A 25,370-nucleotide genomic window follows, 5' to 3' on the forward strand; every position below is an offset into this window, starting at 1 on the left:
CAGGGAGCAGGTTTCAGCGTTCGCCCATCAGGCTCGCGAGGGGTTTGGGCGCATAGAGCGCGCTCTGGAACTCGGGCACGTATTCGTACTTCAGCATTTTCCCCAGCTTCAGGGCGCGCAGGTAGTTCGACAGGCTGCCGTCGCCCAGCGTGAGGCTGACCGCATCCGCGTCGCGACTGGAGCCATGGCTGAGCTGGCGGGAAACCGCATACCCATAGGCCAGTTGGCCCTGATGATCGAGATTGGTGAAGCTGCTGGTGACGATATCGACATCGCGCGCGAGGTTGTCGAGTTTCTTCGCCCTGAACGACACGTCGACTTTGCCGCTCTGGCTGTCGGTGATGTCGTAGACCACGGATTGAGCATCCGCCCTGCGGTCGATCCCAGTCAGCCATTTCGGCAGGTTGTAACCGACGACGCCACGCACCCGTGCAAGCTCGGTATTGACCGGCAGCTTGAGCACATAGCCCCAGAAATCACCCGACATCGACTGGCCCAGCAGCGTGAAGGGCCCCAGGTTGGCCTTGCCTGGCTTGTTGGTAACGATCGACACGGCCACTTCGTTATAGGCGTCGTTGTCACAATGTTCGTAGGTGTAGGCGGTAAACGCGATCAAGCCGCGCCCTGGCCAGACTTGCAGGGGCTGCACGGCGGCCAGGACCTCGGCCGGCATCAAGGCCCGCAGCGCCTCCAGGTCGGCCGTGTAGACCGCCGTCACGCGACTGTTCTGGTAGTAGAAGTTCGGCGAGTACGACTCGAAGCCGATGTCGACCTTGTGCTTTTCCAGTCCCTTGAACCAGCTCAGATCCACCCCCGGCAGTTGCGCCGCAATCACCGACAAGGGCGGGTTCGAGCGATAACGATCGTACAGGCCGCCCTTGACGACCGGCACGACGTGGCCGGCGATATCGATGGTGTTGGTTTCAGTCGGGCTAGGCATTTCTGGCGTCCCCGCCAACCCATGGCTGGCAATTGAGCTGAACAGCAATCCTGTTGATACGGCGCTTGCGAGTTTCAATCGGTCTTTCTCCGGTTGGTGGGACCCACTTGGGGGTTCAGCGAGCCAGGTTGTCGCCGGCGAGCACAGCCATCACGGCTTCAGCCACGGCTTTGGGCGATTGCGGGTTCTGGCCGGTGACCAGCCTTCCCTCGGTGATGGCAAATGAGGTGAACGGCAGCCAGCCCTTGCAGTACTTCGCCCCCCGGCTCACCAGCCGGTCCTCGAGGAAAAACGGCACCTGGCTTTTCATGCCGGAAAGCAGCTCTTCGCGATCCGAGAACCCGGTGAGGTGCTTGCCCTGGATGAGCCACTGGCCCTGTTCATCCTTCAGGTCCAGAAGGCCCGCTACGCCATGGCAGACGGCAGCAACGATGCCGCCCTGCCGGTAGATGCTTTCGGCGACACGCCGCAGGTCCGGATTATCGGGGAAGTCCCACATGACCCCATGGCCCCCCGTGAAGTAGATGACGCCGAACCGGGACGGATCGACCTCGGCGATCGGCAGCGTGTTTTGCAGGCGGGCGCGAAAGGCCGGGGACTGCAAATGTTTGCGCGCTGCCTTGTCCATGTACAGCCAACCGAGGCTGCGCTCGTCCAGCGGCACCGCGCGCCCCTTGGGGCTGGCAAACACCGTGGTGTAGCCGGCCGCTTCCACCACATCGGTGAAATGCGTCAGCTCGGTTAGCCACAACCCCGTGGTATCGGTTCGCGAGGGATAGCGGGAGTGGTTGGTCATGATCACCAGTATCGGGCGATCCTTGGCCAGCGTTCCAGCAGGAGCCGTCTGGGCATTGGCAAACGTCATGAAAGCACCACCTATCAATAGCAACGCATAGGAAACAAGGAGCTTGAGCATCATCCGGGGTCCATCGGCCAGGCAGGTCAGCGCATGCTCACCTTAAACCTCGCTTTAAGGTCAACCCCCGCTGCGGCAAATAATTTCTCCCGTCGCCGGGCACCGATCTGACGCAGGTGCCAGGGGCCCGCCCGATGCGCATCGACCAACCTTAAAAAAGCTCTTGACCTTAAAGTTGACTTCAATCTTAAGGTGGCCGCATCTCCAATTGAGGGCTGCTCCATGAACCTGTTCGACACCCTGATGCTTCCCAACGGTTCGACCATCAAGAACCGAATCGCCAAAGCCGCCATGGAAGAAAACATGGCGGACGCCGACCAGGCGCCCTCCGCAGAACTGATGCGTCTCTACCAGGCATGGGCCGACGGTGGCGCCGGCCTGCTCATCACCGGCAACGTGATGGTCGACGGCCGCGCCATGACCGGGCCGGGCGGCGTGGTGTTGCAGGACGATCAGCAACTGGACAAGTTCAAGCGCTGGGCCCGTATCGGCCGATCCGGCGGCGCGCAGTTCTGGCTGCAGATCAATCACCCGGGGCGGCAGATGCAGGCCAATCTCGGGCAGAAGACCTGGGCGCCGTCGGCCGTGCCGCTGGAGCTGGGCAACATGTCCAAGCGCTTCGCCACACCTCACGCGATGACCCCTGAGGTGATCGAAGAGGTGATCCAGCGCTTCGCGAACACTGCACGCCTGGGCGAACAGGCCGGCTTCACCGGGGTGGAAATCCACGCCGCCCATGGTTATCTGCTCAGCCAGTTCCTGTCGCCGCTGACCAACCAGAGGACGGACGCCTGGGGCGGCTCCCTGGAAAACCGCGCGCGCCTGTTGCTCGAAATCGTCAAGGCGGTCAGGGCCGTGGTTTCGGCTGAATTTGCCGTAGCGGTGAAACTCAATTCCGCCGACTTCCAGCGCGGCGGGTTCACCGCCGCTGACGCGAAAAAGGTCGTTGGCCTGCTCAACGAGCTGAGCGTGGACCTGGTGGAGTTGTCCGGCGGCAGTTACGAAGTACCCGCCATGCAGGGTGAAGCGCGCGATGGCCGGACCCTGGCTCGCGAAGCCTATTTCGTCGAGTTCGCCCGGGACATCCGCACCGTCGCCAGAATGCCGGTGATGGTCACCGGTGGCATACGTCGTCGCCCGGTGGCTGAAAGCGTCGTGCAAAGTGGCGTGGATATGGTGGGCATCGGGACGGCGTTGGCCATCGACCCGTACTTGCCGCGGGACTGGTCGCAGGGTAAGGACAACGCCCCGCAACTGCCGCCGATCACCTGGAAAAACAAAACCATCGCGGCGCTGGCGAACATGGCGGTCGTCAAGTTTCAGCTGCACAAACTGAGCCGGGCCAAACAGCCCGATCCGAGCGTTTCACCTTTACGCGCCCTGATCTTGCAACAACTCGCCATGGCCGTTCGCACCCGTCAATACCGACGCTGGGTAGAAAAGCGTCTGGTATGAGTCGAAATCCGTTGCGATGCCAGATCGGCGCGTACTACCCCCTACTGGCCTGAGTGACATGGGCTCAGGGTTGGGCGCAATGCCGAGCAAGGAAATCCTCCAGCAGCTTGACGAAGTGCAGCGGCACCTCCTCCATCGGGTAGTGCCCACTGCCGGGAATAACCTGCAACGACGCATTGGCAAACCATGCCATGCAGGTTTCTTGCATGATCGCCTGGGTTTGCGCCGGGTCGGCGTCGCCCACCAGCACTAACAGCGGCGTCATTCCGGCAAGCCCGGCGCTCAAGTCCTCGCGCGCCCAGGCATGCAGATAGCCCTCGAAGGCCTGTCGTGTGCTAGTCAATCGCGAGTGCTTGACCAACGCTTGAATCCATCGCTGCGGCAAACGACTGGCGGACGTTACGTCGATAATCTTGTAGCGCAACTCGTCATCGTCCACCGCCCCGGAAAACAGGCTCCACTGTTGGGCATTGAAGGGCACCCCGCAGGCCGGTACCGGCGTAATCGCCACACCGCTGATAATACGCGCCGGATGACGAGCCAATGCCAGTTGCACCACTTTGCCCGCCATCGAATGGCCGGCGAAATGAAAACGTTTCCAGCCCAGGTTATCGGCCAGCGCCATGACATCCGCGAGCATTTCCTCGCAGGTGAATTGCCCCTTGATGTGCCAGGACAATCCATAACCACGTACATCGGGAAAGACGTAGGTATAACGCTCCGTGTCCAAGTAAGGAAAAATCGACTTATAGATTTGATGATCGCCAAACCAACCATGCAAGAGGATGACTCGCCGGGGACCATTACCGAGTTTTATATGTTCTATCATACAGACTCCGTATATTTTCAATTCACACTCAATGCATCTGAAGCCGCCAAGCAATTCCTGTAGTTTTGTGAAAGTCAAAACTTGCCACTTGAATAATTCATGCCCCTGGAGATCACTTGAATAAAATCAAGCAGACACCCACTTACTGACAAACATCATTCGCCTCCCAAGCAACAAGCTACTCATATAAAAAAGTCACGCCAATAATAGACTGCACATTACCGGCGGTAACCTGCCCACTGGTGCGAGCGTAACTGGCGCTCAGCCCAAGATTGACTGGCGAGGTATCGACAGAGCCGAGAGATACCGTGTTGTTTACCGCAAGCACGCCGCCATTACGGAAAATCTGCACACCCACGCCTTGAGCTGCCGAAGCAGAAGCAGAGTTGGTAAATATCGTATTGGCAGCATCCGTCGTCGTACCGGACAGATAGTAAGCCAGCTTTTGGCTTTTTGCGCAGTGCACGGTCACTGGAACGGCAGCCGAACCGGGATAATCCGGCAACGTCACAGTTACATTTCGAGCAGAGACATCACAGCCGCCAGTAGGAACCACAACACTATTATTTGCATACAGATTCCAGATGATTGTCTGGGAAACACTACCGCCAGGCCCTTGTTTTTGAAGGGCTAGCGACGCAAATAACTGCCCAGTCTGGATAACCACCCCGCTGGCTGAGCTTACAGGCGTCAGATATAAAACAGTTCTCCACCCCTGAAATGTCCCCCAAGGCGTATCAACCCATGAAGTTGGCGACCTTAGAGGAAATGGCTGGTTGACTCCATGATAAGATAAAGTCCCGCTAAACGAAGCAAGAACGCCCTCATACGCCGACCCACTTCCTACCCTGATAGGATCTCTATAAACAGAAGGCCTATCATTTTTACACTGAATGGATTGTGACAAGTCAACAACAAGATTTTGGCCCGGGCTTATTGCCGGCTGCAAGTTCACATAGACACTAAGAGTTCCAGAACCGCTAATAGTTTTCCCCAGCGCTTGGCAAGTGAATGCCCATCCGCTGGATGACCAACCTGCAATCGCCAACATCATGATGTAAAAATTGAAACCGGCTAAAACTCTTCGAGCACAGTTCATGTGCAACCTCGTTATGTGATTCATGCCCAGGTATAGATAATGTTAATTACAGCCTGAATACTTCCCTGGGTAGTACGACCGTTCACCGTCAATGCCCTGATCTGCAGCGGAATGCGAGCGGACTGCGTCGACTCGTTCACCTGCACCGTTTTGCTCGTACCGTTGTTCAGCGCCGTACCGCCATCGTCCTGCAACTCCAGCTGGATGTTGCCCGCCGTCCCCAGGTTCCTGTAATAGCCGGTACTGTCCGTCGCGCCGCTGAAGGTGGCCGTGACCTTGCTGGTCCCGACCGGGCAGTTGCTCAAATCGAACGACACGCTGTGCCAGGCCGAGGCGGCGCCCGGTTGAGACAGGCTGAAGGTGTAAAGATCGCCGAAGTCGACGGTGGCGTTGGTGGTGGAAACCGTGCATGGCTTCGCCACCACCCTGCCATTGACGGTAATAGTCACGTCGGCCGCCTGTAACACGCTGGAGGCCAGGGCCAGGAGCCCGGCCACCCACCACTTTGCATGAGTCCGCTTCATATCAGCCTCCGGTTACTGGAATTCAAGGGTGAATGTCGCTGTTGCGTTGACGTGGCCGGCAGTGACCGGCACGCGGGTAGCCATCAGCCGGGCATGGAAGCCCAATGTATTGGTCTGGCCGGGTTTTAGCGCGGTCCAGGGCAGCGTCGACGACGCGGCGTTGAGCGGCAGCGCCGCTTGAGCGCCGTCCAGTATCTGGATGCCCATTCCCGAGGCGTGCGAGCTGCCGCCATCCAGCTTCAGGAGGCTGGTATTGTCGCTATCCGCCGCCCCGGTGAACCCGACCTTCACCGCCGTGGTCGCGGCGCCACAGGGTGAAAGCACGATACGAAAAGCCACCATGGGCGACGTGGCCCCAACGGCATGGAATTGCTTCGTCGTGTTCTCCAGCAGATCGACGCTGAAATCTTTCGATGCCGTCGCTACCGCGCAAGCGTTATCCCGGACCCGGCCGGTGACAGTCAGGGTGCTGTCCGCGGCCTGGCTGTGGCCGGCGACAAGCCACAAGGCGAGTCCCGGAAGAACAACGTGTTTTTTCTTCATGGTTTGGTTCCTCAGAGACAGGCTGCCGTCAGTTCGCTCAATGCCTGCTTCTGGCTTTCCTCTGGCAAGCGATAGTCCGCAGTGCAGGTGCTCCCCGCGGTGTCTCCCCAGGTCGCCCGGACCTGCCCTGCCAGCGGCATGCCGCTCAGGTAGACCTGCCCGTTATCGGCGACGATGCTGCTCTGGTTGTTGTCGGCAGTGACCGTGGCGCCGAAGGGCACAGGCTCGCCGTTTCGGGTCAACGTCATGAGCACTTTCATTCCCACCCGCGCCTTGAACTCGGCCCGCACGATGGCGCCATGGGAAGGCACGACGCTCACTACCGCGTCATCCAGGTCCACGTTGTCGGCCAACGTATTAGTGTTCAGGGCTATTCGGTTTTCCCGATATTCCGTGGCGTAAGGCTGCACCGCATAACCGCGCCAGTCGGTGCGGACACCGGTCTGGTTCTCCACTTTCACGCTCTTCGCACCCGGGGCCTTGATCAAGACAGTCGTATCGTTCAACGGCTGGCTGAACGTGACGCCGTCGGCGTGGGCCAGTACGCCGCCGCTCAAGCCGTAGTACAACTGGTCATAACCGTCGCTGTGGCTGTAGCCGACATTCGCGTTGCCGTAACCACCGCGGTAATTCATCGCCGCATAACCGTTATCGCCACTACCGCCGTTCCCGCCGTCGGCATAACCACTCTGCACGCTGTAGCTGAGGTTGTTATCTTCGAGTAGCGTGCCGGATACCCCGGCCAGATTGGTCATCCGTCCTTTCAGATCGTGCGACATGCTGTAGCTGGCATTCGCATGGCGCCAGGCGGACTTGCTATCGGACCTGGTCCAATGGCTGAACGGAATATTCACGTTTATTGCCAACATCTGGTCACGCCCGCTTTGCCAGGCGTTTTGGGTCAGGCTGTAGTTCACCGTCCAGCTGATATCGCCCACCGTAGTGTTCAATCCGGCCTGCCACTGCTGATCGGCCTTGTTACTGCCCCAATAGGTCTGGTGACTGCCACTCAGATACAACGTGGACTTGTTGCCTATCTGCTGGGTGACGCTGGCCTGGAGCCTGCCGCGCTTGTTGTAAGCGAGGTTGTAGTAGTCGGTAAGTTTCGGTTTCGTCTGGAATACCCCCGGCTCGGTCTCCAGGTTGTAACCGCTCATCCGTTTGTAAGTGGTATCGGCCAGGTTGTAGTAACCCTTGGTGGAATAGCGATAGCCCACCAATCGAATGTTGGTGCCCGTATCGAGCGACTTGTTGTACAGAAAGCGCACCGACTGCCCCTGGTGCTTACTGTCATCGGGCAGCGTCGCATTGGCTTGGGTCATGTCCAGCGAAATGGCGCCCAGCCTGCCCATGTTCTTGCCGACACCCAGGTTCAGCGCATGGTAACGGTCCGCCAATTGTGTGCCGCCGTAGACCGTCCAGCCGTCCGCAAGCCCCTGTAATACCGTACTTTGCAGGAACTTGGGTTTTTCCTGTTCATCCACCCCACTGCGGTATTCGCCCGCGGTCAGGGAGTAGCGTGTATGGCCTTCACGTTGCAGCAGCGGAACGGAGGAATAGGGCACGGTAAAGACCTGTGCGCTGCCATTGGCCTCCTTGATACTGACCTCCAGGTCTCCACTGCTGCCTGCCGCATAGAGGTCAGTAATGGTGAACGGTCCGGGTGGAACGGTGCTTTGGTAGATCTCGTAACCGTTCTGCTTGATAGACACTTGCGCCGTACCGTGGGCGATGCCGCGAACCACCGGCGCGAAACCTTTCTGGCTGTCTGGCAGCATGTTTTCCTCGGAGGCCAACTGCACACCACGGAAGTTGATACCTTCGAAAATATCACCGCTGGTATAGCGGTCTCCAAGCGTCAGTCGCGAGCGCAGCGGCGTAATATCACGCTCAAGCCAGCTATTAACATGCTGCCATTTGTTTTCATAAGTTGCTGCTCCACCGCCATCGTTGTAACTCCAGTTGGTGTTATTGCGTAACCGCCAGGCGCCTAGATTGATCCCGCTCTGCAGGCTCAGGTAGGCATAGTTGGTAGTTCCGCCATTATCAAGATGGACATTATTACCAGTGAAGTTGTAGTTGATCAGCCCCGCGTTGATCCCATGATCCCATAACTCCGGTGGAATATAGCCGCGCACCTGGTTCCCCATGAACGCCTGCGGGATGGTCAGGTTCAAGCGTTGCTGGCCAACGTTAAAGTCCGTCGTAGCATCTTTGATCAGCTCGGCCAATGGCACGCAGGCATCGACTGCGATCTCGTCCATTCCGGGTATCGCCCCGGTGTTCACGCCCATGCTGGATAATTGCCCACGGGTTAAACAAGGAACTAAAGCATGCCCTTTCTCGCCGGCTTTAAAGGCCACATCACGAGTGACCATAAACCCGCTATTCAGGTAGATATCGACACGGTATTTGCCCGGAGGGACTTCCTGGCCACTTTCGAATGCACTCAGGTCCGCCACCGCATCGGGGTTGTCTGATAAAAAACGAGGATTGAAATAGAGTTCTGCCTGTACCGGAAAAATCGGCAACGCGATAAAACAGGCAAGCGATATCGGCGCGACACCAACACTAGACAGATAACGTTTGCATAGGCACTCCTCCCGAAGCCCAGACAGCCAGTAACTTTTTTTCATATATGAAATGCCTCTTCCCGGCCGACTCTATCGCCCGGAATTTGGTTCCTCTTTTCACTCGGATTAGGTGCTGTATCGGTCCCGCTCGGACTACTGCGTCACGCCATTCGCCCGCGGAGTCAATGACCCATAGTCATTAATGGTGCGATAACTGATTTCGCCGCCAGCGCCTGGTGGCAACTTGACCGATGTTTCCCCCATGGGAGGAACAAGTGCGTTTTCCAACGCCTGAGTGCCCGCCTTGAGCTCCGTGACGGTCAGGAAGTAGGGGGTCGGATTGATCAATAGCACGCTGTTCGCGCTACGGCGAAAACGCAATTGACCCGCCGCCTGGTCCGCAGGCAAATCCAGTTTCGCCGGCCGGTAATAAAGTTTGATGCGACTGGTAATTGCCAGTTGCAATGTGTTTTCACTCAACTTGGACTTGTCCATGGAAGGAATAGCCTTGACGTTGAGCCAGAACAGGCTTTCGCGGTCTTGAGGCAGCTGATTATTGGTAGCGTCAATAATACGCAGCGTGTTCTCTTTCTTTCCCTGGATGGCGAACAGTGGAGGGGTAATCACAAAACGCCCATCTTTCTGGCCGCCAGCATTTTCCACCCAGGATTGAATAAGATAAGTACTTTTTTCGTCATTATTGGTGACAGGCAGTTGCACTTGCTTCTGCCCCGCGGGATAGATCACTCGAGTCGCCCCCAGTGCCACGCCTGCCGCGGCACCAGCGGTATATCCAACTGCGGATGTCACTAGCAATACCGCTAATAAGCGGCGAGTTATCGCCGTTGTTTTGTTCACATTCTCACCTTGTGTTGTTATCACTGACTCCTGCTTTCCGGCCAGTCTCCATCGTATTGTGGGGAAAACCATCGATACCGCCGCGAACCGTGGATGGCTGCAGTAAATGAATATCAGGAGCGCAAGGTTCGTAGCCCCTGCAAAATGAAAACCGATAACGTGCCTGGCTATACCGTTCGTTATCTTCCGATCTCTCGACTGAACATGACGAAGCTCGACAATGCTGCCGGCCCGGGATTGCCTGTCAGTGCAAGAGACGTCAGCAGGGAAACCGCCAGGTTCGATACATGCTCAGCATCGTTGTCGTACCCTGGCCGATCCTCCCTGCCTGACGAACTACTTACTCGTATTGCACTTTAAAGGTGGCATCCGCGTTAGCGATACCCGCAGTGGCAACGCCTGTTGCGTAGTAGCGTGCCTGGAACGGGATAATGTTGGTGCCTTCGCTAAGGGTGTATTTGGCACTGGCGGTAGTGCCATCCAGAACCACCGGGCTGCCGGTGTTGTCGAGAATTTGTACGCCAACATTGGTTGCACCACCGGCCGCGGAGCTCTGAAGCCCCAGGACATTCGGGTTGGCGCTATCGACAGCCGTGCCAGAAAAAGCAATGGCCGCCGTTTTGATGGTCGTAATATCACAGTCGTTCAACTGGATATTGAACCCCACCGCGCTACTGGTTTGCCCTGAAGCGGCCAGTGTCGCGGAACGTACCTGGCCCAATTGAACGGTTTGCTCAATGGAACCTGCATCGACTGCGCAAGCAGCGTTAACCACTTCGCCCTTGAAGTGCACGGTACCGCCGCTAGCGGTAGTAACGGCAGCGTGGGCCAGAGTGGAACCCAGGGACAGAGCCGACAGCATGAAGATTGCCGAACCTTTGATTTTCATAACACATTCCTTTCAACAGATTATTTTCAACTAAACCCGCAGTTACAGCAGCGCATGCAATACCGCACCCGTGACCGAAACTACCGACAGCGCGCACGCCCCAATCCTTATTTAATTGAGATACAGCACGCTCTTACAGATGGCGTTCGACTCTCTATGACCAACGAACAACCTGGACTTTACCAGCCCTGACTTGCGCATAAGCTGAACGCAAAAAGCCACCAGAACAAGAATCCTCGTATTGATAGAAGAGTCGTTGCTCAATGCCAAGCTGTGACGACAATATTATAGATCGCGCAAAAAAGTACTTTAGAATAGCTGCGGAAATTTTATCAAAATTGCTTTAGCCGGCACTATCGAGGCCATGGATATTATTCATTGGATCTTGAATTGCTGACGGCAACACGGACACCTCCCCCTGACCATCCGGCAGAAGAAAGATATTCATGGAAAGCTATAGAAATGACACCCGCCGCAGTGAACAATCAAGAATGGACCTGATCAAAACACTCGCGACGGGAGAATAGGAGGATGACTATCGCAACCCTGGTAAAGGTTGCATGAGTCATTGAGGACAATAACGGTCGGTATCACACCAGGAGCTTGATACACCTGTTCTACAACACGCAGCTTAACTCCATCAAAATAGCTTCAGCACAGGTACCCAGTGCGGGAACAGCAATCTTACAACGGTAGCCAGGCGCGCCCTTCCCCTTCTTCCAGCCAACACAACATTTCATCAGGGCTCAACGGCTTGGAGTACAGATAACCTTGCCCAAAGGAACAACCCAGCTCCCTGAGCTTGCTCAATTGGCATTCTGTCTCGATGCCTTCCGCGATCACGGTCATTTCCAGGGTGTTAGCCAGCGCCAGGATCGACTCGACAATATCGGAGCATCGCGGGGAAGTGAGAATACTGGCCACGAACGACGCATCGATCTTCAGTTCGGTGAACGGCAACTCGAACAACCGCTGTAACGATGAGTAACCCACACCAAAGTCATCGATTACCAACCCACAGCCCATGACCCTGAGGTTGTAGAGGTTCTCGAAAGTACTGGAACCATCATCCAGCGATCCAGACTCGGTCAGTTCAAAAGACACATTCGACGCAGAAACGGCGTGGCTGCGTAAAACAGAATTGACCCGGATGGCAAAATCCTTGTTGGCAAGCTGCACCGGATGGACATTAAACGCCAGTTTCATCGGGAGCGCGCCATGGCTACTGTAGCGGTGCACATCCAGGCCCTGCTCCAACAACTCGAAAAACACATCGTCCATCATGCCCTTCTCGATCACCGTATCGAGAAAAGCCGAGGGCATGAGCATTCCGCGCTCGGGATGAATCCACCGCGCCAGGACTTCGGCGCCAATAAAACTGCCATCAATCAAATCGAACATAGGTTGTAAATAAGGCAGAAACTCCTTGCGCTGCAACCCCAGATAAATCTCTCTCTCGCTAAACATCTTTTTCCATTGCCCTCTGCAAACCTTCAGCCGAGCCGACTCTGCAAAGCGCCAATCAATTATTTGCGCATTAAAATAAGCCACAAACAATTCATGACTTAGATCGCCGATCTGCGTGCTGGATTTGGCGCATCATAACAACAGCAACACCCCCCTCCTTTACAATTATTGTGATGACTGCACAATATTTGCGCTGCTTCTTGAACCATCCATTTAGTCACTCACAGGCGAGTACCTAGATACCTGACCGTCGCTTCACGCCTTATAGCAAATCCATCTGCTCTTGCTGGTCAATCACGTTCATATACAAAAGCCCCGCAACAATATTGGTTCTCTTTTTTATTGCCGGACAATCGGACCAATCCGCACAACTTTTATAGCCACCGTAACGCGCATGCTAATCCTCGACTAGTCGGTCAAAATCAAAATCCATTACAGCGGAATTACAACTCATTATTAACAACCATCTAATAGCCGAAACTTCTGATAAAATACCGCCCCTTTTTTATCCCAGCCTCAGCACCGCAACTCAAAACCTCTACTAATCTCGATAAGAAAAACGATCGCCATGTAAACCCAAGGTGTTTTCGCCTCTGCCGTGCCAGGAACCACTCCCATGAAGAAAGAAAACCTCATACAAGAGAACAATCAGCCCATCCACCACCCCAGTGCCAGATCACTTGATTTGGCAGGTATCGTCTATGACACCGACTGCAAGCTTGTCACGCACTCCACCCAGTGGTCTTTTGGCAGGACCGACCGCATTGTGATCGAGGGCCTTCATGACGTTACGGTAGCGAGAAGCGAACATACTATTGTCTTGTTCGAAGACGGGGAAAACGAGCGAGGCCAGGCCACACTCGATGGCAAGCCTGTTTATCGGCGGGGAACACTACGCGGCAAAATGGACCTTATCCCCAAAGATGCTGAATACATCAGTACTTATGTAGGTCCACCGATACGTTTAACCACCATAAGTTTTTCGGAAGAGCTTATCTCGTTGATGCCATCCCGACGCGATCTGTTTCATATCAAGGCCAGGTTCTACATGATGGATAAATTCCTGGTCGCTGCCTGCGGCGAGTTTGTCAAAACCGACTCTTCCTTGCTTAAGGAAACACTGGCCTTGACGATCCTCTCCCACTCCACCCTGCTGCAAACCGAGAGCAGCCATAGTGGAGTGGGGGCTTTATCGAAACACCTCAAGGATCTGTTGTCCGACTACATCGAAGAGCATCTGGATACCGAAATAAAGATCGCCGATCTGGCTGAACTCTCGCAGATCAGCACCTTCCACTTCATTCGCCTGTTCAGGAATTCTTTCAACCTTACGCCCTACCAGTACATCATCCAGAGACGCCTTATAAGAGCTGAGGTACTCCTGGTCCATACCATGCAGCCGATCATCGACATCGCTCTGGCCTGCGGCTTCCAGGGCGCTTCGCAATTCAGCTATGCCTTCAAGAAAAACAAGGGAGTCTCGCCCATCGAGTTCAGAAGACGGCAATCATTGATATAAGCCTCCCCCAAAGAGACTCCGGCCCACTGAACGATGAGCATTGCCAGCCCATGGCACATTCAGTCGCGGCGAATTACCCAACGAACTGTCGGGACCAAGCCTCGCTGAGGGGGTATTCGCCCCATCAGGAGCGGGCCTCAGGTATAGGCGACATGTCTGAAGCCACCCATTCTTCATCCAGAACTCAAGCAAGGATGTTCAGCGCAGCACTCTGACCAGGACCCCGCTGTTTAGCGTCATGGGCGAATATCCCGCGCGACTCTGAAGCCATACATGTAGGCACGGAACTGGGACGAGTAATACGTATCGCGGTAGGCGATCCGGTCATTAAATGTGTTGTAGGGCCATGCCCCACCCTTCAGGACCGCAAAATGGCACAGGCCGCCCTCCTCGCTGCCCCACTCGCGCTGATTGGCCGGAGCGCCGACAAAATTGCCATGCCAGCAATCCGCCACCCACTCCCGCGCATTGCCAATCATGTCGAACAACTCGAAATCATTAGGCTGAAAACTGCCGACCGGAGCCAGGTAGGCATAACCATCCGTACACGGAAAATGAACGAAGCCAAATTGATTGACCTCATCGCTTTCCAGGTCGTAGACGTTGGCGAACGAGCACGCTTGCGCGTCGGCTTCGCTCCCCCAGAAGTAGGCCGTCTGTGTGCCGGCGCGAGCGGCGTAATCCCATTCTGCCTCCGTGGGTAGGCGGTAGGTTTCTCCGGTCTTTCTGGACAGCCATTGGGTATAGGCTTCGGCATCCTGGCGGCGGACACAGGTAACGGGTTGATCGTTATTTTGCGGGAACCCGACGTTTTTCAGATTGGCACGGCTTTCGAATGCCAGATTCAACGGATCCCCCTTGAGCTGAGTACAACCATCCGGGATCCGATAACCAGTTTCCTGCATGAACCTCAGAAAATTCCCAAGGCTCACTTCATGCGCACTCAAGGCAAACGCCTGGGTGACCTGAACCGGGTGCCGAGGCGTTTCCCAGGCGACGGTCTGTGGCGTAATGTCGAACGCCTTGTGCTCTTCGGCAGATCCGCCCATCACGAACCGACCGGCCGGAATGACCACCATTCGCTCACACACCGCCTCGTCGCAATCGGTAAATGACCGGGTTGGCATGACTACAGGGAGTTTCTTGACCGACCGAGTGGACTTGCCGTCCAGGTCATAGCTGTAGTTCTCCTTGATTCCCTGGTTGAAAAAGTCGATGGCACTCCTCCACTCCTGGACAAATTGCTGCAAGCGAATCTCTCGCTCCGGGCTGAACCCCGTATTGTCATAGTCGGCGGCGGCGCAGCGCTGCGCCAGAAACGCCGACTCCTCGGACAGGCTCTGGAGCGAAGGCAAGAGGTCACGGTCGACAAGGCTGGCCGTTTGCGCCGAGATGCCCCTGCGCTGACGATGCAGATGAATGTTTCTTCTCGCTGCCTGAGCGGCCACGGATATCGCCGAATTGCTCGAAGCGCATTGCGCCAGCCCGTTCCACTGCAGCGCGGCAGAAAGACCATCCAACTCCTTGCCCACCACAGTTTTGAAATCTTCGTTGGACCTGGGCTGGTCGTTACAGGCCGACAGGAACACGGCGGACGCCACCATCGTCAGCAAGGTATGCAACTTCATGAAAACTAGCCCTTTGACAGCAACGGTGAAGCAAGAGCCGATTTGCTGAGTTCAAGCACTTTCAAATGGCTCGGGCTGCTGTATTCACCCCTGCAAAAATGTAAGAGACAGCGTCTCGCGCAAAAAACAGGCGCGACCGTACGCCGGCCGCGCCTGCTCAATCAGGCCTCTTCGCCGCGAATCCGGTCGGCGATTTTCTCGGCCATCATGATCACGTTGGGGTTGAGATTGATCAGCGGGATTTCCGGAAAGATCGACGCATCGACGATCCGCAGCCCTTGCAGCCCGTGAACCCGGCCTTCACCATCGACGACCGCGAGCGGGTCGCTGGCCAGGCCCATGCGTGCGGTGGCGCAAGGATGCTGCAAGGTGCCAACGCCCTTGGCCAGCGCTTCGCTGATTTGCGCGTCGCTGTCGCCCACGGAAGGCCCCGGATAGATCTCCTCCACGATCAGGCTCTTGAGCGGTTCGGTCCGCGCCAGTTTGCGGGCGAGGCGGAAGCACTCGACCATGCGTCGCATGTCGTCCTTGTCGCTCAGGTGATTGAACTGGATGACCGGCGCCTCTTTCGGATCGCGGCTCTTGAGCTTCACCGTACCGGTGGACTTGACCTTCATCAGTTCCAGGCCAAGGGAGAACGCCACGCCCGTCTTGCTGATGGCCGGATCGAGCAAGTGCGAAGGAGAAACGGCGATGTCCAGCTCACGTGCCGAACTGGCAAACGATGAGTGCGTCCATACCTGGGCGCCCACGACCGGATGCTCTTTTCCCTTGAGTTCGGGGCGCGCGGCAAAATTCATCCAGTAAAACGCATGGTCCAGCAACTGGGTTCCCACTGGAGCGTCTTTCACCAGGGGGATGTTCATCGCAGCGAGGTCCGCCTTGGGACCCACGCCCGAACGCAACAGGATTGCCGTTGTGCCATAGGAGCCGGCAGAAAGGATGACCTGTTTACCGAACACTTCGCGGCCGTCGGCCAGCAACGCCGCCTGTACCCGGTTGCCCTGGAACCGCAGCTTGTCGATCAAGGCGTCGGAGAGGATGGTCAGGTTGCTCCGCTCGCGCACCTCGCGGCTCAGGTAGGCCATGCCCGTGTTGACCCGTACCCCGTTGACGATATTCATAGGGTTGGGCCCGGCACCGTTGTTGGCGGTCGGATCATTGAAGTCACTGACCTTGGCGTAACCCAGTTTCCAGGAGGATTCGACCATGGCCTTCTGCACCGGGGTGATGTAGTCCATGGTCAGCTGGTGGATCGGGAAAGGCCCGTTACGGCCATGGATCTCGTCACGCCCCGTGTGATAGGTCTCCATTTTGCGGAAGTACGGCAGGACCTCCTCGTAGCTCCAGCCCTTGAGGCCTTTGGCGGTAATGCGCTCGAAATCGTAAGGCAGCGCACGACAGGCAACGGCGCCATTGATCGCGGAACTGCCGCCGATGACCTTGCCTCGCGGGGTGTAGACCGGCTGCTCCTGTTTATCCGGCAGCGCGTAGTAGCCCCACTCGTAACGCGGGTCGGCATTGGCCGCGATGATGTTGCTGCTGTACAGCTCTTCCGGGTATTGCTCCGGGTCGAATGAAGGACCGGCCTCGACCAGCAATACGCTCTTTTTCCCATCCTCGCTCAGGCGCGCGGCCAGCACCGCGCCCGCGGAGCCCCCGCCCAGGATCAGGTAATCGAACGTATTGCCGATGGCCTCTTTGCGCTTGAGGCGGCTGACGGGAGCCACTGCCGGGCTGGCCGAAGCTTGACCGGTAGCGCCTGCGGCGGCTACCGCACCAGCGGCCATGACCACCATCGAACGCTTGATGAAGTCACGACGATCTTCACGCACATTGATATCGGCGGCGGATGGATTGTCGAGGTGCAACTCTTGATTATCGGACATGCCGAAGTCTCCTGTTATTCATTGCAGGCAAGAAAGGGAATGCGGGGATAGAGGTGAATCAGGGGCGATCAATGCTCATGGGGCATAGCCACGATGGCCTTTACCACCTTGCCGCCGATGCCGTCGGCGATGGCTTCATTGATCGACTCGAGCGGGTAGATCCGGCTGATTTTTTCCAGCGGCAGTTGGCCGTTGCGGTAGTACTCCACCAACTGCGGGATGAAGGTGTCCGGGTCGGTGTCGCCCATGACGCTGCCAATGACTTTGCGTCCGCGGAGCAACTTCCAGGCATCGAACTCAACCGTCGATCCCTGCGGCAATACGCCGGTCATCACCAGGGTGCCCATCTCGCGAAGGCTATCGAAGGCGGCAGCAATGACCGGGCGCACACCACTGGACTCAAAGGCATAGTGCACACCCTGGCCATCGGTCAGCTCGCGCAGTTTCGCCGCCACATCGACGCCAGGCTCGGAGAGCACGGTGTGGGTCGCCCCCAGCTCCTTGGCCAGGTCCAGCCGCGCCTGCTTGTTGTCCACCACAATGCGACGTGTGCAACCAATGATCCGCGTCGCCATCAGCCCACTGAGTCCCACGGTGCCTGCACCAAAGATCGCGACGCTGCTGTCGGCGGTGGGCTTGAGCGTATTGAGCACCCCTCCGGCGCCGGTCATCACGCCACAGGCCAATGGCCCCAGGAATTTGAGATCGACCTCCCTGGGCACCTTCACCAGCGAGGTCTGATCAGCCACGGCATAGGTCGCATGCGACGACTGACAGAAAAAGTGACTGTGCACAGCACTCGCCCCATTGTGCAGACAAGCTGTCCCGTCACGGCGCGCGCCGCTGAAGTTGAGTTCCATATGGTGAACACAGAAGGCCGGCTGCCCCTGCTTGCAAGGCTCGCATTGACCGCAGCGGCCAATCGAAAGCACCACATGGTCACCAGGCTGGAAACCCGTGACAGCGGCGCCGACCTTATCGACGATACCGGCGCCCTCATGTCCGAGCACCACCGGAAGCGGAGTAGGCAAGTAACCGTCACGTACATCGAGATCCGTCCGGCAGATGCCGGCGGCGACGATTTTCACTCGCACTTCGCTGTCTCGCGGTTCGTCAAGATCCAGCGTACGAATTGCCAGAGCCTGTTGTTTCTGCTCTGCCACTGCGGCAAGAATTTTCATGGTCTGTTCACTTGTCGACTATCAGGTTATAGGTGATCTGAATAAATACGGCGCTCCATCAGAGCAATCCGTTATTCAATTAAAAATGTTCGGAAAATCTTTTTCCCGTAATATGCAAGGCACTCTGCTATAGCGCAGAAGAGAGTAATCATTCGCCGTACCCCATGCTTGTCCATGGATGTGCTGAAACTTGTCCAGGAGTGATGTCATGGTCCACAAGGTATCTACCGATGGTATTCCCGTCGATCTTCAATTGGAGTTCTGGCGCGAAGCGATCAATGACTACTTCATACGTTTTGATATGAAGCTCAATAGTGAAACGCCCTCTTTCGCTGCCCAGTTCATTCAACATACCGACGGCCCGATTACCTTCTCCGAAGTAGTTTCAGATGGGCATACCGTTGTCCGTAAAGTACCGGGCCAGATGGATGGCAATGACGACTACTACCTGTTATTGATCCAACGCCATGGCACCAGCCAGATCGAGCAGGCCGGCCGTTCGGTTCTGATGCGTCCCGGCGACCTGGTGCTGTGCCACAGTTGCAGCCCTTATTCGATGAATATGCCCCTCGCGTTCCACCATGACGTGCTGATGATTCCCGGCAACATCATGCGTCACGCTTTACGCACGCCAGAACGCTACACGGCGCTGGCCGTGCCCAATCAGAAAGGCGCGGGCCGACTGTTCATGAGCTTTATCGATTCATTGCGCACGACCCTGCCCGAACTGGATGAGCGCAGTGCCTCTTCAGTGGCCAATGCCACGGTTGACCTGCTCTGCGCGGCCCTGCTCGCCACACCGATGGATGAAATACCTCTGAACAGCAGCCTGCAGCAGTACCATCTGCAACGTTTGCGCTTGTACGTTCAAACCCACCTGGCCGACCCGGATCTGAGCGTGGAACGTATCGCCATTGCACTGCAGCTTTCCAAACGCCACCTGCATGCCCTGTTCGACAGCCAGCCGACCACGCTCAATGCCTGGATCTGGAAGGAACGCGTGGACGCTGCACGGCGGGCGCTGGCGGCACCGGCCAATGCCCATCGCTCGATCACCGATATCGCTCACTCCCTTGGGTTCAAGAGCTCTGCGCACTTCAGTCGGCTGTTTCAATCCGCCGTCGGCATGAGTCCCCGCGATTTTCGAAGCATGGCCAGTGGGGAAGGCTGATCGGCGCACGGCATGACCAGGCAGTCCGGCAGCGCCCTGGTCAATCGATCATGCCGTGGTAGCAACTCAGCAGGATTGCCGGTGGCCCAACACTCGAACGAGCCAGCGAATACGCGCGTTTCGGGTATCGCGCGAAAGTGCGGCATCGGGCACGAAGCTGTCGTATCCATGAAACCCACCCGGCCAGACATGCAACTCGCATTCGCCCCCGGCATACCAGATCTGGTTGGCGTAATTCACCGCCTCGTCGCGAAAAGTCTCGGCCGACCCGACATCGATCAATGTCGGCGGCAAGCGCGATAAATCGGTCGCACGAGCGGGTGCCGCATAAGCAGAGACATTGGCCGTACCCCGTGACGTGCCCAGCAGGGCCGTCCAACCGGTGTTGTTGGAAACTCGATCCCAAACACCGCGTCCCTCCATCTGAAATGCCGAAATGCTGTCATTACGATCATCCAGCATCGGATACATGAGGAGTTGCGCGGCAATCGCCGGACCACCGTGGTCCCGTGCCAGCAGACAAGTAGCTGCCGCCAGCCCCCCGCCCGCACTGGCACCTGTGACGACAATGCGGCATGGATCACTGCCCAGTTCCCGGGCCCGTTCGCTGACCCATGCCAAGCCCGCGTAGCAATCTGAAACGGGGCCGGGATGGGGCGTCTCGGGCGCCAGGCGATATTCGACGGAGACCAGCGGTGCACCGAATCGAGCGGCCATTTCCAGCGCTGCCTCGATGCCATTGCGGTTGTCGCCGCTGATCGTGCCACCGCCATGGATGTAATAAAACAGCGGTGCATCGACGGTCTGCTCCACCGGCAGGCACAACAAGAGCGAAATATCCGGCGCACCAACCAACCCCTTGATCTTGCGCTCCTCCACCCGATACAAGCCGTCGCGGGTCAAATCCAGAGTACTCGGGGTCAGGTTGTATTTTCGGCCCCGCTCGATACTGCTCAAGCTATCGAATACAGGGATTTGAGGCGTGATGGCTTTCAGGGCGACAGCAAGTTCCGGGTCGAACGGTGGCGGTGTGTGGATCTGTCCACATGATGGTTTCTCAGTTTTCATAAATTACTTGTCTCGTCACCCAACTAGGTTTTTAACAGTGGCTACCAAGTGAATAATAAAGATTACCCATTCGATCTTGCTTGACTGTAAAAGAACGAGGTATTGCCTGAGCGTGCACTGCAACTCGTTCATCGACATACCCGAACGAACAAATAACCATTTGATTGCTTATTGCATCCAACAATCTGTATTCAATGCTCTTGAGTTACTGCTCATTGAACGTATCCAAAGTCATCTAACGTCGCCTTCTCTTCGCCTCTAATCCACTTCTCCCCCATCCCTGACTTCCTTCAATCAACCGAATACGTGGACAAGTTCTCCGTCACTGGAGCAGGAAGTGATAACTGCAAGTCCCAGGCATGCATCAGCACAGCCTCGCTGCACAGGGGGAGAACTTGCACGCAAAGCCTTTGCTTGTATCCGGGGAATTAGCAGCCTTTTGCCGGCAGCCCAACGCCCTGACAGCCCCGCCCGATCAATCTGCAAGCAGTGGATTTGTCCTAACACCATTCAGAAACATCTTATTTATCCCCCCAGAACAAACCCGCATGCTTTGCCCCCCGCAAACCTGCCTGGCACCTGGGCGCAACGCGGTTGCCCAACCCTGAGCCAGGCCTTGCCGACTCAAGCCAGCCCTGGACGCCGTCGCGCTCTCCCCGCGTCGCGCCACTCACCAGAGGACCCCAGCCGCCATGACCTTTACCCTCAACGGCCGCCCGCTTTCACTGGACCCGCTGCCCGCGGACACGCCCCTGCTGTACGCCCTGCGCAACGACTTCGCCCTCAACGGCCCCAAATACGGCTGCGGCCTGGGGCAATGCGGGGCCTGTACGGTGCTGGTGGATGGCGTTGCCGCCCGCTCCTGCACGCTGCCGCTGTCCAGTGTGCAGGGCAAGCAGGTGACCACCCTGGAAGGGCTGGTCGAAGAAGACCGACCGCACCCGGTGCAGCAGGCGTTCATCGATGAGCAGGCGGCGCAATGCGGCTATTGCAGCAACGGCATGATCATGACCCTGGTGGCGCTGTTCGAACGCGAGCCCGAGGCCGACGAGCAACGGATCAAGAACGAGCTGGCCTATAACCTGTGCCGCTGCGGCGCGCATTTCGAGATCCTGCGGGCCGCGGCCCACGCCCGCCAGTTGCTGGCGCAACGGAGGTCGGCATGAACGCGTTGCCGCTGACCCGTCGCCGCCTGCTGCAAGCCGGTGGCCTGATCATGATCAGCACGCTGCTGCCCAAGCCGCTGCAGGCCCTGGCCGATAGCCAGACCCCGACCGCTTTGCCCGCCGACCCGACACCCGAGCATGTCGACAGCTTTATCGCCCTGGGCGCCGACGGTGGGGTGACGGCCTTCTGCGGCCACGTCGACCTCGGCACCGGGGTGCGCACGGCGCTGGCGCAACTGGTCGCCGACGAGCTGGATGTCGATTTCGAGCAGGTGCGGATGATCCTCGGCGACACCGCCCGCACCCCGGACCAGGGGCCGACCATCGCCAGCGCGACGATCCAGGTCAGCGCCCTGCCCCTGCGCCAGGCCGCGGCCCAGTTGCGCCGCCTGCTGCTGGAGGGCGCGGCGGAAATCCTTGACCGGCCTATTGCCGAGTTGTGCGTGGAGCGCGGGCAGATCTATCGCCATGACCAGCCCCAGCGGCGCCTGAGCTACGCTGAGCTGGCCCGCGGGCAAGACCTGCACCTGCCCCTGGACAGCCGCACGCCGCTCAAGGCGCTCGGCGCCGGCCGGTATGTCGGCCAGTCCACGCCACGGGTGGACATCCCGGCCAAGGTCAGCGGCCAGCTCACCTATGTCCACGACCTGCGCCTGGACGGCATGCTCCACGGCCGCGTGGTGCGTCCGCCCTACACCGGCGCCGACGCCAGCGCGCCCCTGGGCCATGCCCTGGTCTCGGTGGACGCGGCGTCCATCGCCCACCTGCCGGGCATCGTCAAGCTGGTGGTGATCCGCGACTTCGTCGGCATAGTCGCCAAGCGCGAAGAGCAAGCCATCGACGCCATGCGCCAGCTCAAGGTGCATTGGCAGCCCTGGGCCGGGCTGCCGGACCTGCGGCTCAAGTCCCTGCACAAGACCCTGATGGCCCACCCCAAGCAAGACCGCGTGCTGCAGGACGATCCCGGTTTCGACAGTGCCCTGGGCACGCTCAACACCCGGCTCGATGCCGACTATGTCTGGCCTTTTCACCTGCACGCCTCCATCGGCCCGTCCTGCGCGGTGGCGAGGGTCGACGCCGAGCGCGCCGAGATCTGGACCGGCAGCCAGAACCCCCACGACCTGCGCAAGGACCTCGCCCTGCTGCTGGGGCGCGCGCCGCAGCAGGTGCTGGTCAATCGCCTGGAGGCCTCGGGCTGCTACGGGCGCAACGGCGCCGATGACGTGGCCGCCGATGCCGCCCTGTTGTCCCGCGCGGTCGGGCGGCCGGTGCGGGTCCAGCTGATGCGCGAACAGGAAGCCGGCTGGGAACCCAAGGGCACCGCGCAGTTGATCCGCGTTCGCGGTGGCCTCAACGGCAAGCGCGAAGTGGCGGCCTACGAACTGCGCACCTGCTATCCGTCGAACAACGCCCGCACCCTGGCGCTGCTGCTCACCGGCACCGTGGCCAACCGCCCCGAGATCCAGCAGATGGGCGACCGCACCGCGATCCCGCAATACCGCTACCCGAAGATGCGCGTCATCTGCCAGGACGCCGCCCCGATCGTCCGCGCCTCCTGGCTGCGCGGGGTCTCGGCCTTGCCCAACGTGTTCGCCCACGAATCCTGGATCGACGAACTGGCCTATATCGCCCAGCAGGACCCCATCGCCTTCCGCCTGCGCTACCTCGACGACCCGCGCGCCCTGGCGCTGATCGAGGCACTGAAACAGCAGGCCAACTGGCAGCACGGCCCTGCCTACGACAGCCCACCTCCCGCCGGGCAGGAGTGGGTCAAGGGCCGCGGCTTTGCCTATGCGCGGTATTTCCACAGCAAGTTCCCCGGCTTCGGCGCCGCGTGGGCCGCGTGGGTCTGCGACCTGAGCGTCAACCGCCGCACCGGGCAGATCCGCCTGGACAAGATCTTCGTCGCCCACGACTGCGGGCGCATGGTCAACCCGGCCGGGGTGCGGCATCAGGTGCATGGCAACGTCGTGCAGTCCTGCAGCCGGGTGCTCAAGGAATTCGTCGGCTTCGACCGTTCCGGCAGCACCTCCCTGGAATGGGGCGGCTACCCGATCCTGCGTTTCGACGAGCTGCCGGAGGTCGATGTGCAGTTGCTGGACCGCCCGGAAGAGCCGTCCATGGGCGCCGGCGAGTCGGCCTCGGTGCCCAGCGCCGCGGCCATCGCCAACGCGATTTTCGATGCGCTCGGCGTGCGCCTGCGCCAAGTGCCCTTCACCCCGGAGCGGCTGCTGCAAGCCCTGCAAGCGCAAGCTTGCGACCACCGCCAGGAGCGTCACCCATGAGCCGCCTCAAGACCATCGCCGGCGCGAGCCTGATCGCCCTGAGCCTGGCCGTCACTGCCGGCGTCTGGCTCAGCTGGCAGCCGGCGATCCCGGCGCTGGACAACCACGACACGCAGTACTTCAGCCACGCGCAGATCGCCAAGGGCGAGCAACTGGCGGCGCTGGGCGACTGCGCGGTCTGCCACACCGCGCCGGGCGGGGTACGCAATGCCGGTGGGCTGGCCATGACCATCCCGTTCGGCACCCTGTACAGCAGCAACATCACCCCCGACCCGGACACCGGTATCGGCAACTGGTCCTATCCGGCCTTCGAGCGCGCGATGCGCCACGGCATCGACCGCAACGGCCGCTACCTGTACCCGGCCTTTCCCTACACCGCCTTTACCCGCACCCGCGACGAAGACCTCAAGGCGCTCTACGCCTACCTGATGAGCCAGCCCGCAGTCCGGCACCAGCCGCCGCAAACCGCGCTGCATTTCCCCTTCAATATCCGCCCGGGCATCCTCTTGTGGAACTGGCTCTACCTGAAACCCGGCGCCTACGCCGACAACCCCGAACGCAGCGCCCAGTGGAACCGCGGCGCCTACCTGAGCGAAGGCCTGGGCCATTGCAGCGCGTGCCACTCGCCCCGCGACCTGCTGTTCGGCGAGCGCGGCGGTAGCCGCCACCTGAGCGGCGGCGTCGCCGAAGACTGGAGCGCCCACGCCCTGGCTGGCGGTAACGCGCCGCTGGCCTGGACCGAGGACGACCTGCTGGACTTCCTGCGCCGCGGCTACAGCCCGCGCCACGGCGTCGCCGCCGGGCCCATGGCGCCAGTGATCCACCAGGGCCTGGGGCAACTGCCGGACGCCGACCTGCAGGCCATCGCCCACTACCTGTCCAGCCTGCAGCCCGCCAGTGCCGAACAACCCAGCGCCGTCGCCCTGAACCGAGAGGCCGAACAACGCACCGAACCCCTGGCCTCCCCCGGCGCCCGCCTGTTCTCCGGCGCCTGCATGGCCTGCCACGCCCAGGAAAAAGGCCCGGCCCTGACCGGCGTGCGGCCCTCCCTGGCCCTCAACAGCAACCTCTACGCCGCCAGCCCCGACAACCTCATCCGCGTGATACTCGAAGGCATCGCCCAACCGGCCAGCCCGGAACTGGGCTACATGCCGGCGTTCCGCCACAGCCTCAATGACCAGCAGATCGCCGACCTGCTGACCTTCCTGCGCCAGGACCTGGCGGGCCAGGCGCCGTGGAAGGCACTGAAACAAAGGGTAGGCGAGATACGCGCGACCCTGCCTGCCGGCTGAGCCGTTACTCCCCGCCATGAAAAAGCCCCGCCTGAGCGGGGCTTTCATCATTGCCGCATGCAGTTCGACAAACCGAGG

Annotated in this window: 20 protein-coding genes; 6 read left to right on the forward strand and 14 right to left on the reverse strand. The window is 58.9% G+C overall.

Features of this window, described 5'->3' with window-relative positions; translation table 11 throughout:
• Positions 1-13 precede the first annotated feature (13 nt).
• Both TO66_RS20910 and TO66_RS20915 read right to left on the reverse strand, forming a co-directional pair.
• Positions 14-940 carry a hypothetical protein gene (locus TO66_RS20910; protein ID WP_044464057.1) on the reverse strand — a complete coding sequence of 309 codons (927 nt, stop codon included), beginning with the start codon at positions 938-940 and terminating at the stop codon, positions 14-16.
• Positions 941-1,055: 115 nt separating this feature from the next.
• Positions 1,056-1,859 carry a type 1 glutamine amidotransferase domain-containing protein gene (locus TO66_RS20915; RefSeq protein WP_044464058.1) on the reverse strand — a complete coding sequence of 268 codons (804 nt, stop codon included), beginning with the start codon at positions 1,857-1,859 and terminating at the stop codon, positions 1,056-1,058.
• 219 nt (positions 1,860-2,078) lie between these two features.
• On the opposite strand from TO66_RS20915, the gene TO66_RS20920 reads away from it, so the two are divergent.
• The gene (locus tag TO66_RS20920; RefSeq protein ID WP_044464059.1) at positions 2,079-3,311 is read left to right on the forward strand and encodes an NADH:flavin oxidoreductase/NADH oxidase family protein; all 1,233 of its coding nucleotides are present in this window, start codon (positions 2,079-2,081) and stop codon (positions 3,309-3,311) included.
• Positions 3,312-3,375: 64 nt separating this feature from the next.
• Here TO66_RS20920 and TO66_RS20925 read toward each other — a convergent pair whose 3' ends face one another.
• From TO66_RS20925 to TO66_RS20955, 8 genes are all read right to left on the reverse strand, one after another.
• The gene (locus TO66_RS20925; protein ID WP_044464060.1) at positions 3,376-4,140 is read right to left on the reverse strand and encodes an alpha/beta fold hydrolase; all 765 of its coding nucleotides are present in this window, start codon (positions 4,138-4,140) and stop codon (positions 3,376-3,378) included.
• Between the two features lie 178 nt (positions 4,141-4,318).
• Positions 4,319-5,239 (reverse strand): fimbrial protein, encoded by a 921-nt coding sequence (locus TO66_RS32785; RefSeq protein WP_082061126.1) that lies wholly within the window; start codon positions 5,237-5,239, stop codon positions 4,319-4,321.
• 20 nt (positions 5,240-5,259) lie between these two features.
• A complete protein-coding gene (locus tag TO66_RS20930; protein ID WP_044464061.1) occupies positions 5,260-5,763 on the reverse strand; it encodes a fimbrial protein in 504 nt (167 codons plus the stop codon).
• Between the two features lie 12 nt (positions 5,764-5,775).
• On the reverse strand, positions 5,776-6,306 hold the full coding sequence (locus tag TO66_RS20935; protein WP_044464062.1) for a fimbrial protein: 531 nt from the start codon (positions 6,304-6,306) through the stop codon (positions 5,776-5,778).
• Between the two features lie 11 nt (positions 6,307-6,317).
• On the reverse strand, positions 6,318-8,942 hold the full coding sequence (locus TO66_RS20940) for a fimbrial biogenesis usher protein (protein ID WP_082061127.1): 2,625 nt from the start codon (positions 8,940-8,942) through the stop codon (positions 6,318-6,320).
• A gap of 90 nt (positions 8,943-9,032) precedes the next feature.
• The gene (locus tag TO66_RS20945) at positions 9,033-9,737 is read right to left on the reverse strand and encodes a fimbria/pilus periplasmic chaperone (protein ID WP_310732168.1); all 705 of its coding nucleotides are present in this window, start codon (positions 9,735-9,737) and stop codon (positions 9,033-9,035) included.
• Positions 9,738-10,077: 340 nt separating this feature from the next.
• Positions 10,078-10,626: a type 1 fimbrial major subunit FimA gene (gene fimA / locus TO66_RS20950; RefSeq protein WP_044464063.1), complete on the reverse strand. Its 549-nt coding sequence runs from the start codon at positions 10,624-10,626 to the stop codon at positions 10,078-10,080.
• Between the two features lie 684 nt (positions 10,627-11,310).
• Positions 11,311-12,177, reverse strand: coding sequence for an EAL domain-containing protein (locus TO66_RS20955; RefSeq protein ID WP_156162098.1), 867 nt, complete (start codon positions 12,175-12,177; stop codon positions 11,311-11,313).
• A gap of 532 nt (positions 12,178-12,709) precedes the next feature.
• Between TO66_RS20955 and TO66_RS32075 the strand changes: the two genes are divergently transcribed.
• Positions 12,710-13,612 (forward strand): helix-turn-helix domain-containing protein, encoded by a 903-nt coding sequence (locus tag TO66_RS32075; protein WP_052506147.1) that lies wholly within the window; start codon positions 12,710-12,712, stop codon positions 13,610-13,612.
• Positions 13,613-13,848: 236 nt separating this feature from the next.
• Here TO66_RS32075 and TO66_RS20965 read toward each other — a convergent pair whose 3' ends face one another.
• The 3 genes from TO66_RS20965 to TO66_RS32790 form a co-directional block, all read right to left on the reverse strand.
• The gene (locus TO66_RS20965) at positions 13,849-15,240 is read right to left on the reverse strand and encodes a formylglycine-generating enzyme family protein (protein ID WP_044464064.1); all 1,392 of its coding nucleotides are present in this window, start codon (positions 15,238-15,240) and stop codon (positions 13,849-13,851) included.
• A 161-nt stretch (positions 15,241-15,401) separates the two neighbouring features.
• Positions 15,402-17,129, reverse strand: a complete 1,728-nt coding sequence (locus TO66_RS20970) for a GMC family oxidoreductase (protein WP_044464065.1) — start codon at positions 17,127-17,129, stop codon at positions 15,402-15,404.
• A gap of 68 nt (positions 17,130-17,197) precedes the next feature.
• Positions 17,198-18,310: an NAD(P)-dependent alcohol dehydrogenase gene (locus tag TO66_RS32790; protein WP_044464066.1), complete on the reverse strand. Its 1,113-nt coding sequence runs from the start codon at positions 18,308-18,310 to the stop codon at positions 17,198-17,200.
• A 208-nt stretch (positions 18,311-18,518) separates the two neighbouring features.
• On the opposite strand from TO66_RS32790, the gene TO66_RS20980 reads away from it, so the two are divergent.
• Positions 18,519-19,481, forward strand: coding sequence for a helix-turn-helix domain-containing protein (locus TO66_RS20980; RefSeq protein WP_044464067.1), 963 nt, complete (start codon positions 18,519-18,521; stop codon positions 19,479-19,481).
• A gap of 66 nt (positions 19,482-19,547) precedes the next feature.
• Here TO66_RS20980 and TO66_RS20985 read toward each other — a convergent pair whose 3' ends face one another.
• Positions 19,548-20,549, reverse strand: a complete 1,002-nt coding sequence (locus TO66_RS20985) for an alpha/beta hydrolase (RefSeq protein ID WP_044464068.1) — start codon at positions 20,547-20,549, stop codon at positions 19,548-19,550.
• 692 nt (positions 20,550-21,241) lie between these two features.
• Here TO66_RS20985 and TO66_RS20990 point away from each other — a divergent pair.
• The 3 genes from TO66_RS20990 to TO66_RS21000 are packed head-to-tail and all read left to right on the forward strand — an operon-like array spanning position 21,242 to position 25,292.
• The gene (locus TO66_RS20990) at positions 21,242-21,715 is read left to right on the forward strand and encodes a (2Fe-2S)-binding protein (protein ID WP_044464069.1); all 474 of its coding nucleotides are present in this window, start codon (positions 21,242-21,244) and stop codon (positions 21,713-21,715) included.
• Positions 21,712-24,000, forward strand: a complete 2,289-nt coding sequence (locus TO66_RS20995; protein ID WP_044464070.1) for a molybdopterin cofactor-binding domain-containing protein — start codon at positions 21,712-21,714, stop codon at positions 23,998-24,000. Before TO66_RS20990 ends, TO66_RS20995 begins: the two co-directional genes overlap by 4 nt.
• Positions 23,997-25,292 carry a cytochrome c gene (locus TO66_RS21000; protein ID WP_044464071.1) on the forward strand — a complete coding sequence of 432 codons (1,296 nt, stop codon included), beginning with the start codon at positions 23,997-23,999 and terminating at the stop codon, positions 25,290-25,292. The genes TO66_RS20995 and TO66_RS21000 overlap by 4 nt, the downstream gene beginning before the upstream one ends.
• Positions 25,293-25,370: the final 78 nt, after the last annotated feature.

Source organism: Pseudomonas sp. MRSN 12121 (assembly GCF_000931465.1).
Classification (GTDB): Bacteria; Pseudomonadota; Gammaproteobacteria; order Pseudomonadales; family Pseudomonadaceae; genus Aquipseudomonas.

Excerpts from the sequence above, each read along its gene's own strand:
- TO66_RS20910 (WP_044464057.1), bottom strand. The coding sequence starts at position 940 with ATGCCTAGCCCGACTGAAACCAACACCATCGATATCGCCGGCCACGTC.
- TO66_RS20915 (WP_044464058.1), bottom strand. The coding sequence starts at position 1,859 with ATGATGCTCAAGCTCCTTGTTTCCTATGCGTTGCTATTGATAGGTGGT.
- TO66_RS20920 (WP_044464059.1), top strand. The coding sequence starts at position 2,079 with ATGAACCTGTTCGACACCCTGATGCTTCCCAACGGTTCGACCATCAAG.
- TO66_RS20925 (WP_044464060.1), bottom strand. The coding sequence starts at position 4,140 with ATGATAGAACATATAAAACTCGGTAATGGTCCCCGGCGAGTCATCCTC.
- TO66_RS32785 (WP_082061126.1), bottom strand. The coding sequence starts at position 5,239 with ATGAACTGTGCTCGAAGAGTTTTAGCCGGTTTCAATTTTTACATCATG.
- TO66_RS20930 (WP_044464061.1), bottom strand. The coding sequence starts at position 5,763 with ATGAAGCGGACTCATGCAAAGTGGTGGGTGGCCGGGCTCCTGGCCCTG.
- TO66_RS20935 (WP_044464062.1), bottom strand. The coding sequence starts at position 6,306 with ATGAAGAAAAAACACGTTGTTCTTCCGGGACTCGCCTTGTGGCTTGTC.
- TO66_RS20940 (WP_082061127.1), bottom strand. The coding sequence starts at position 8,942 with ATGAAAAAAAGTTACTGGCTGTCTGGGCTTCGGGAGGAGTGCCTATGC.
- fimA (WP_044464063.1), bottom strand. The coding sequence starts at position 10,626 with ATGAAAATCAAAGGTTCGGCAATCTTCATGCTGTCGGCTCTGTCCCTG.
- TO66_RS32075 (WP_052506147.1), top strand. The coding sequence starts at position 12,710 with ATGAAGAAAGAAAACCTCATACAAGAGAACAATCAGCCCATCCACCAC.
- TO66_RS20965 (WP_044464064.1), bottom strand. The coding sequence starts at position 15,240 with ATGAAGTTGCATACCTTGCTGACGATGGTGGCGTCCGCCGTGTTCCTG.
- TO66_RS20970 (WP_044464065.1), bottom strand. The coding sequence starts at position 17,129 with ATGTCCGATAATCAAGAGTTGCACCTCGACAATCCATCCGCCGCCGAT.
- TO66_RS32790 (WP_044464066.1), bottom strand. The coding sequence starts at position 18,310 with ATGAAAATTCTTGCCGCAGTGGCAGAGCAGAAACAACAGGCTCTGGCA.
- TO66_RS20980 (WP_044464067.1), top strand. The coding sequence starts at position 18,519 with ATGGTCCACAAGGTATCTACCGATGGTATTCCCGTCGATCTTCAATTG.
- TO66_RS20985 (WP_044464068.1), bottom strand. The coding sequence starts at position 20,549 with ATGAAAACTGAGAAACCATCATGTGGACAGATCCACACACCGCCACCG.
- TO66_RS20990 (WP_044464069.1), top strand. The coding sequence starts at position 21,242 with ATGACCTTTACCCTCAACGGCCGCCCGCTTTCACTGGACCCGCTGCCC.
- TO66_RS20995 (WP_044464070.1), top strand. The coding sequence starts at position 21,712 with ATGAACGCGTTGCCGCTGACCCGTCGCCGCCTGCTGCAAGCCGGTGGC.
- TO66_RS21000 (WP_044464071.1), top strand. The coding sequence starts at position 23,997 with ATGAGCCGCCTCAAGACCATCGCCGGCGCGAGCCTGATCGCCCTGAGC.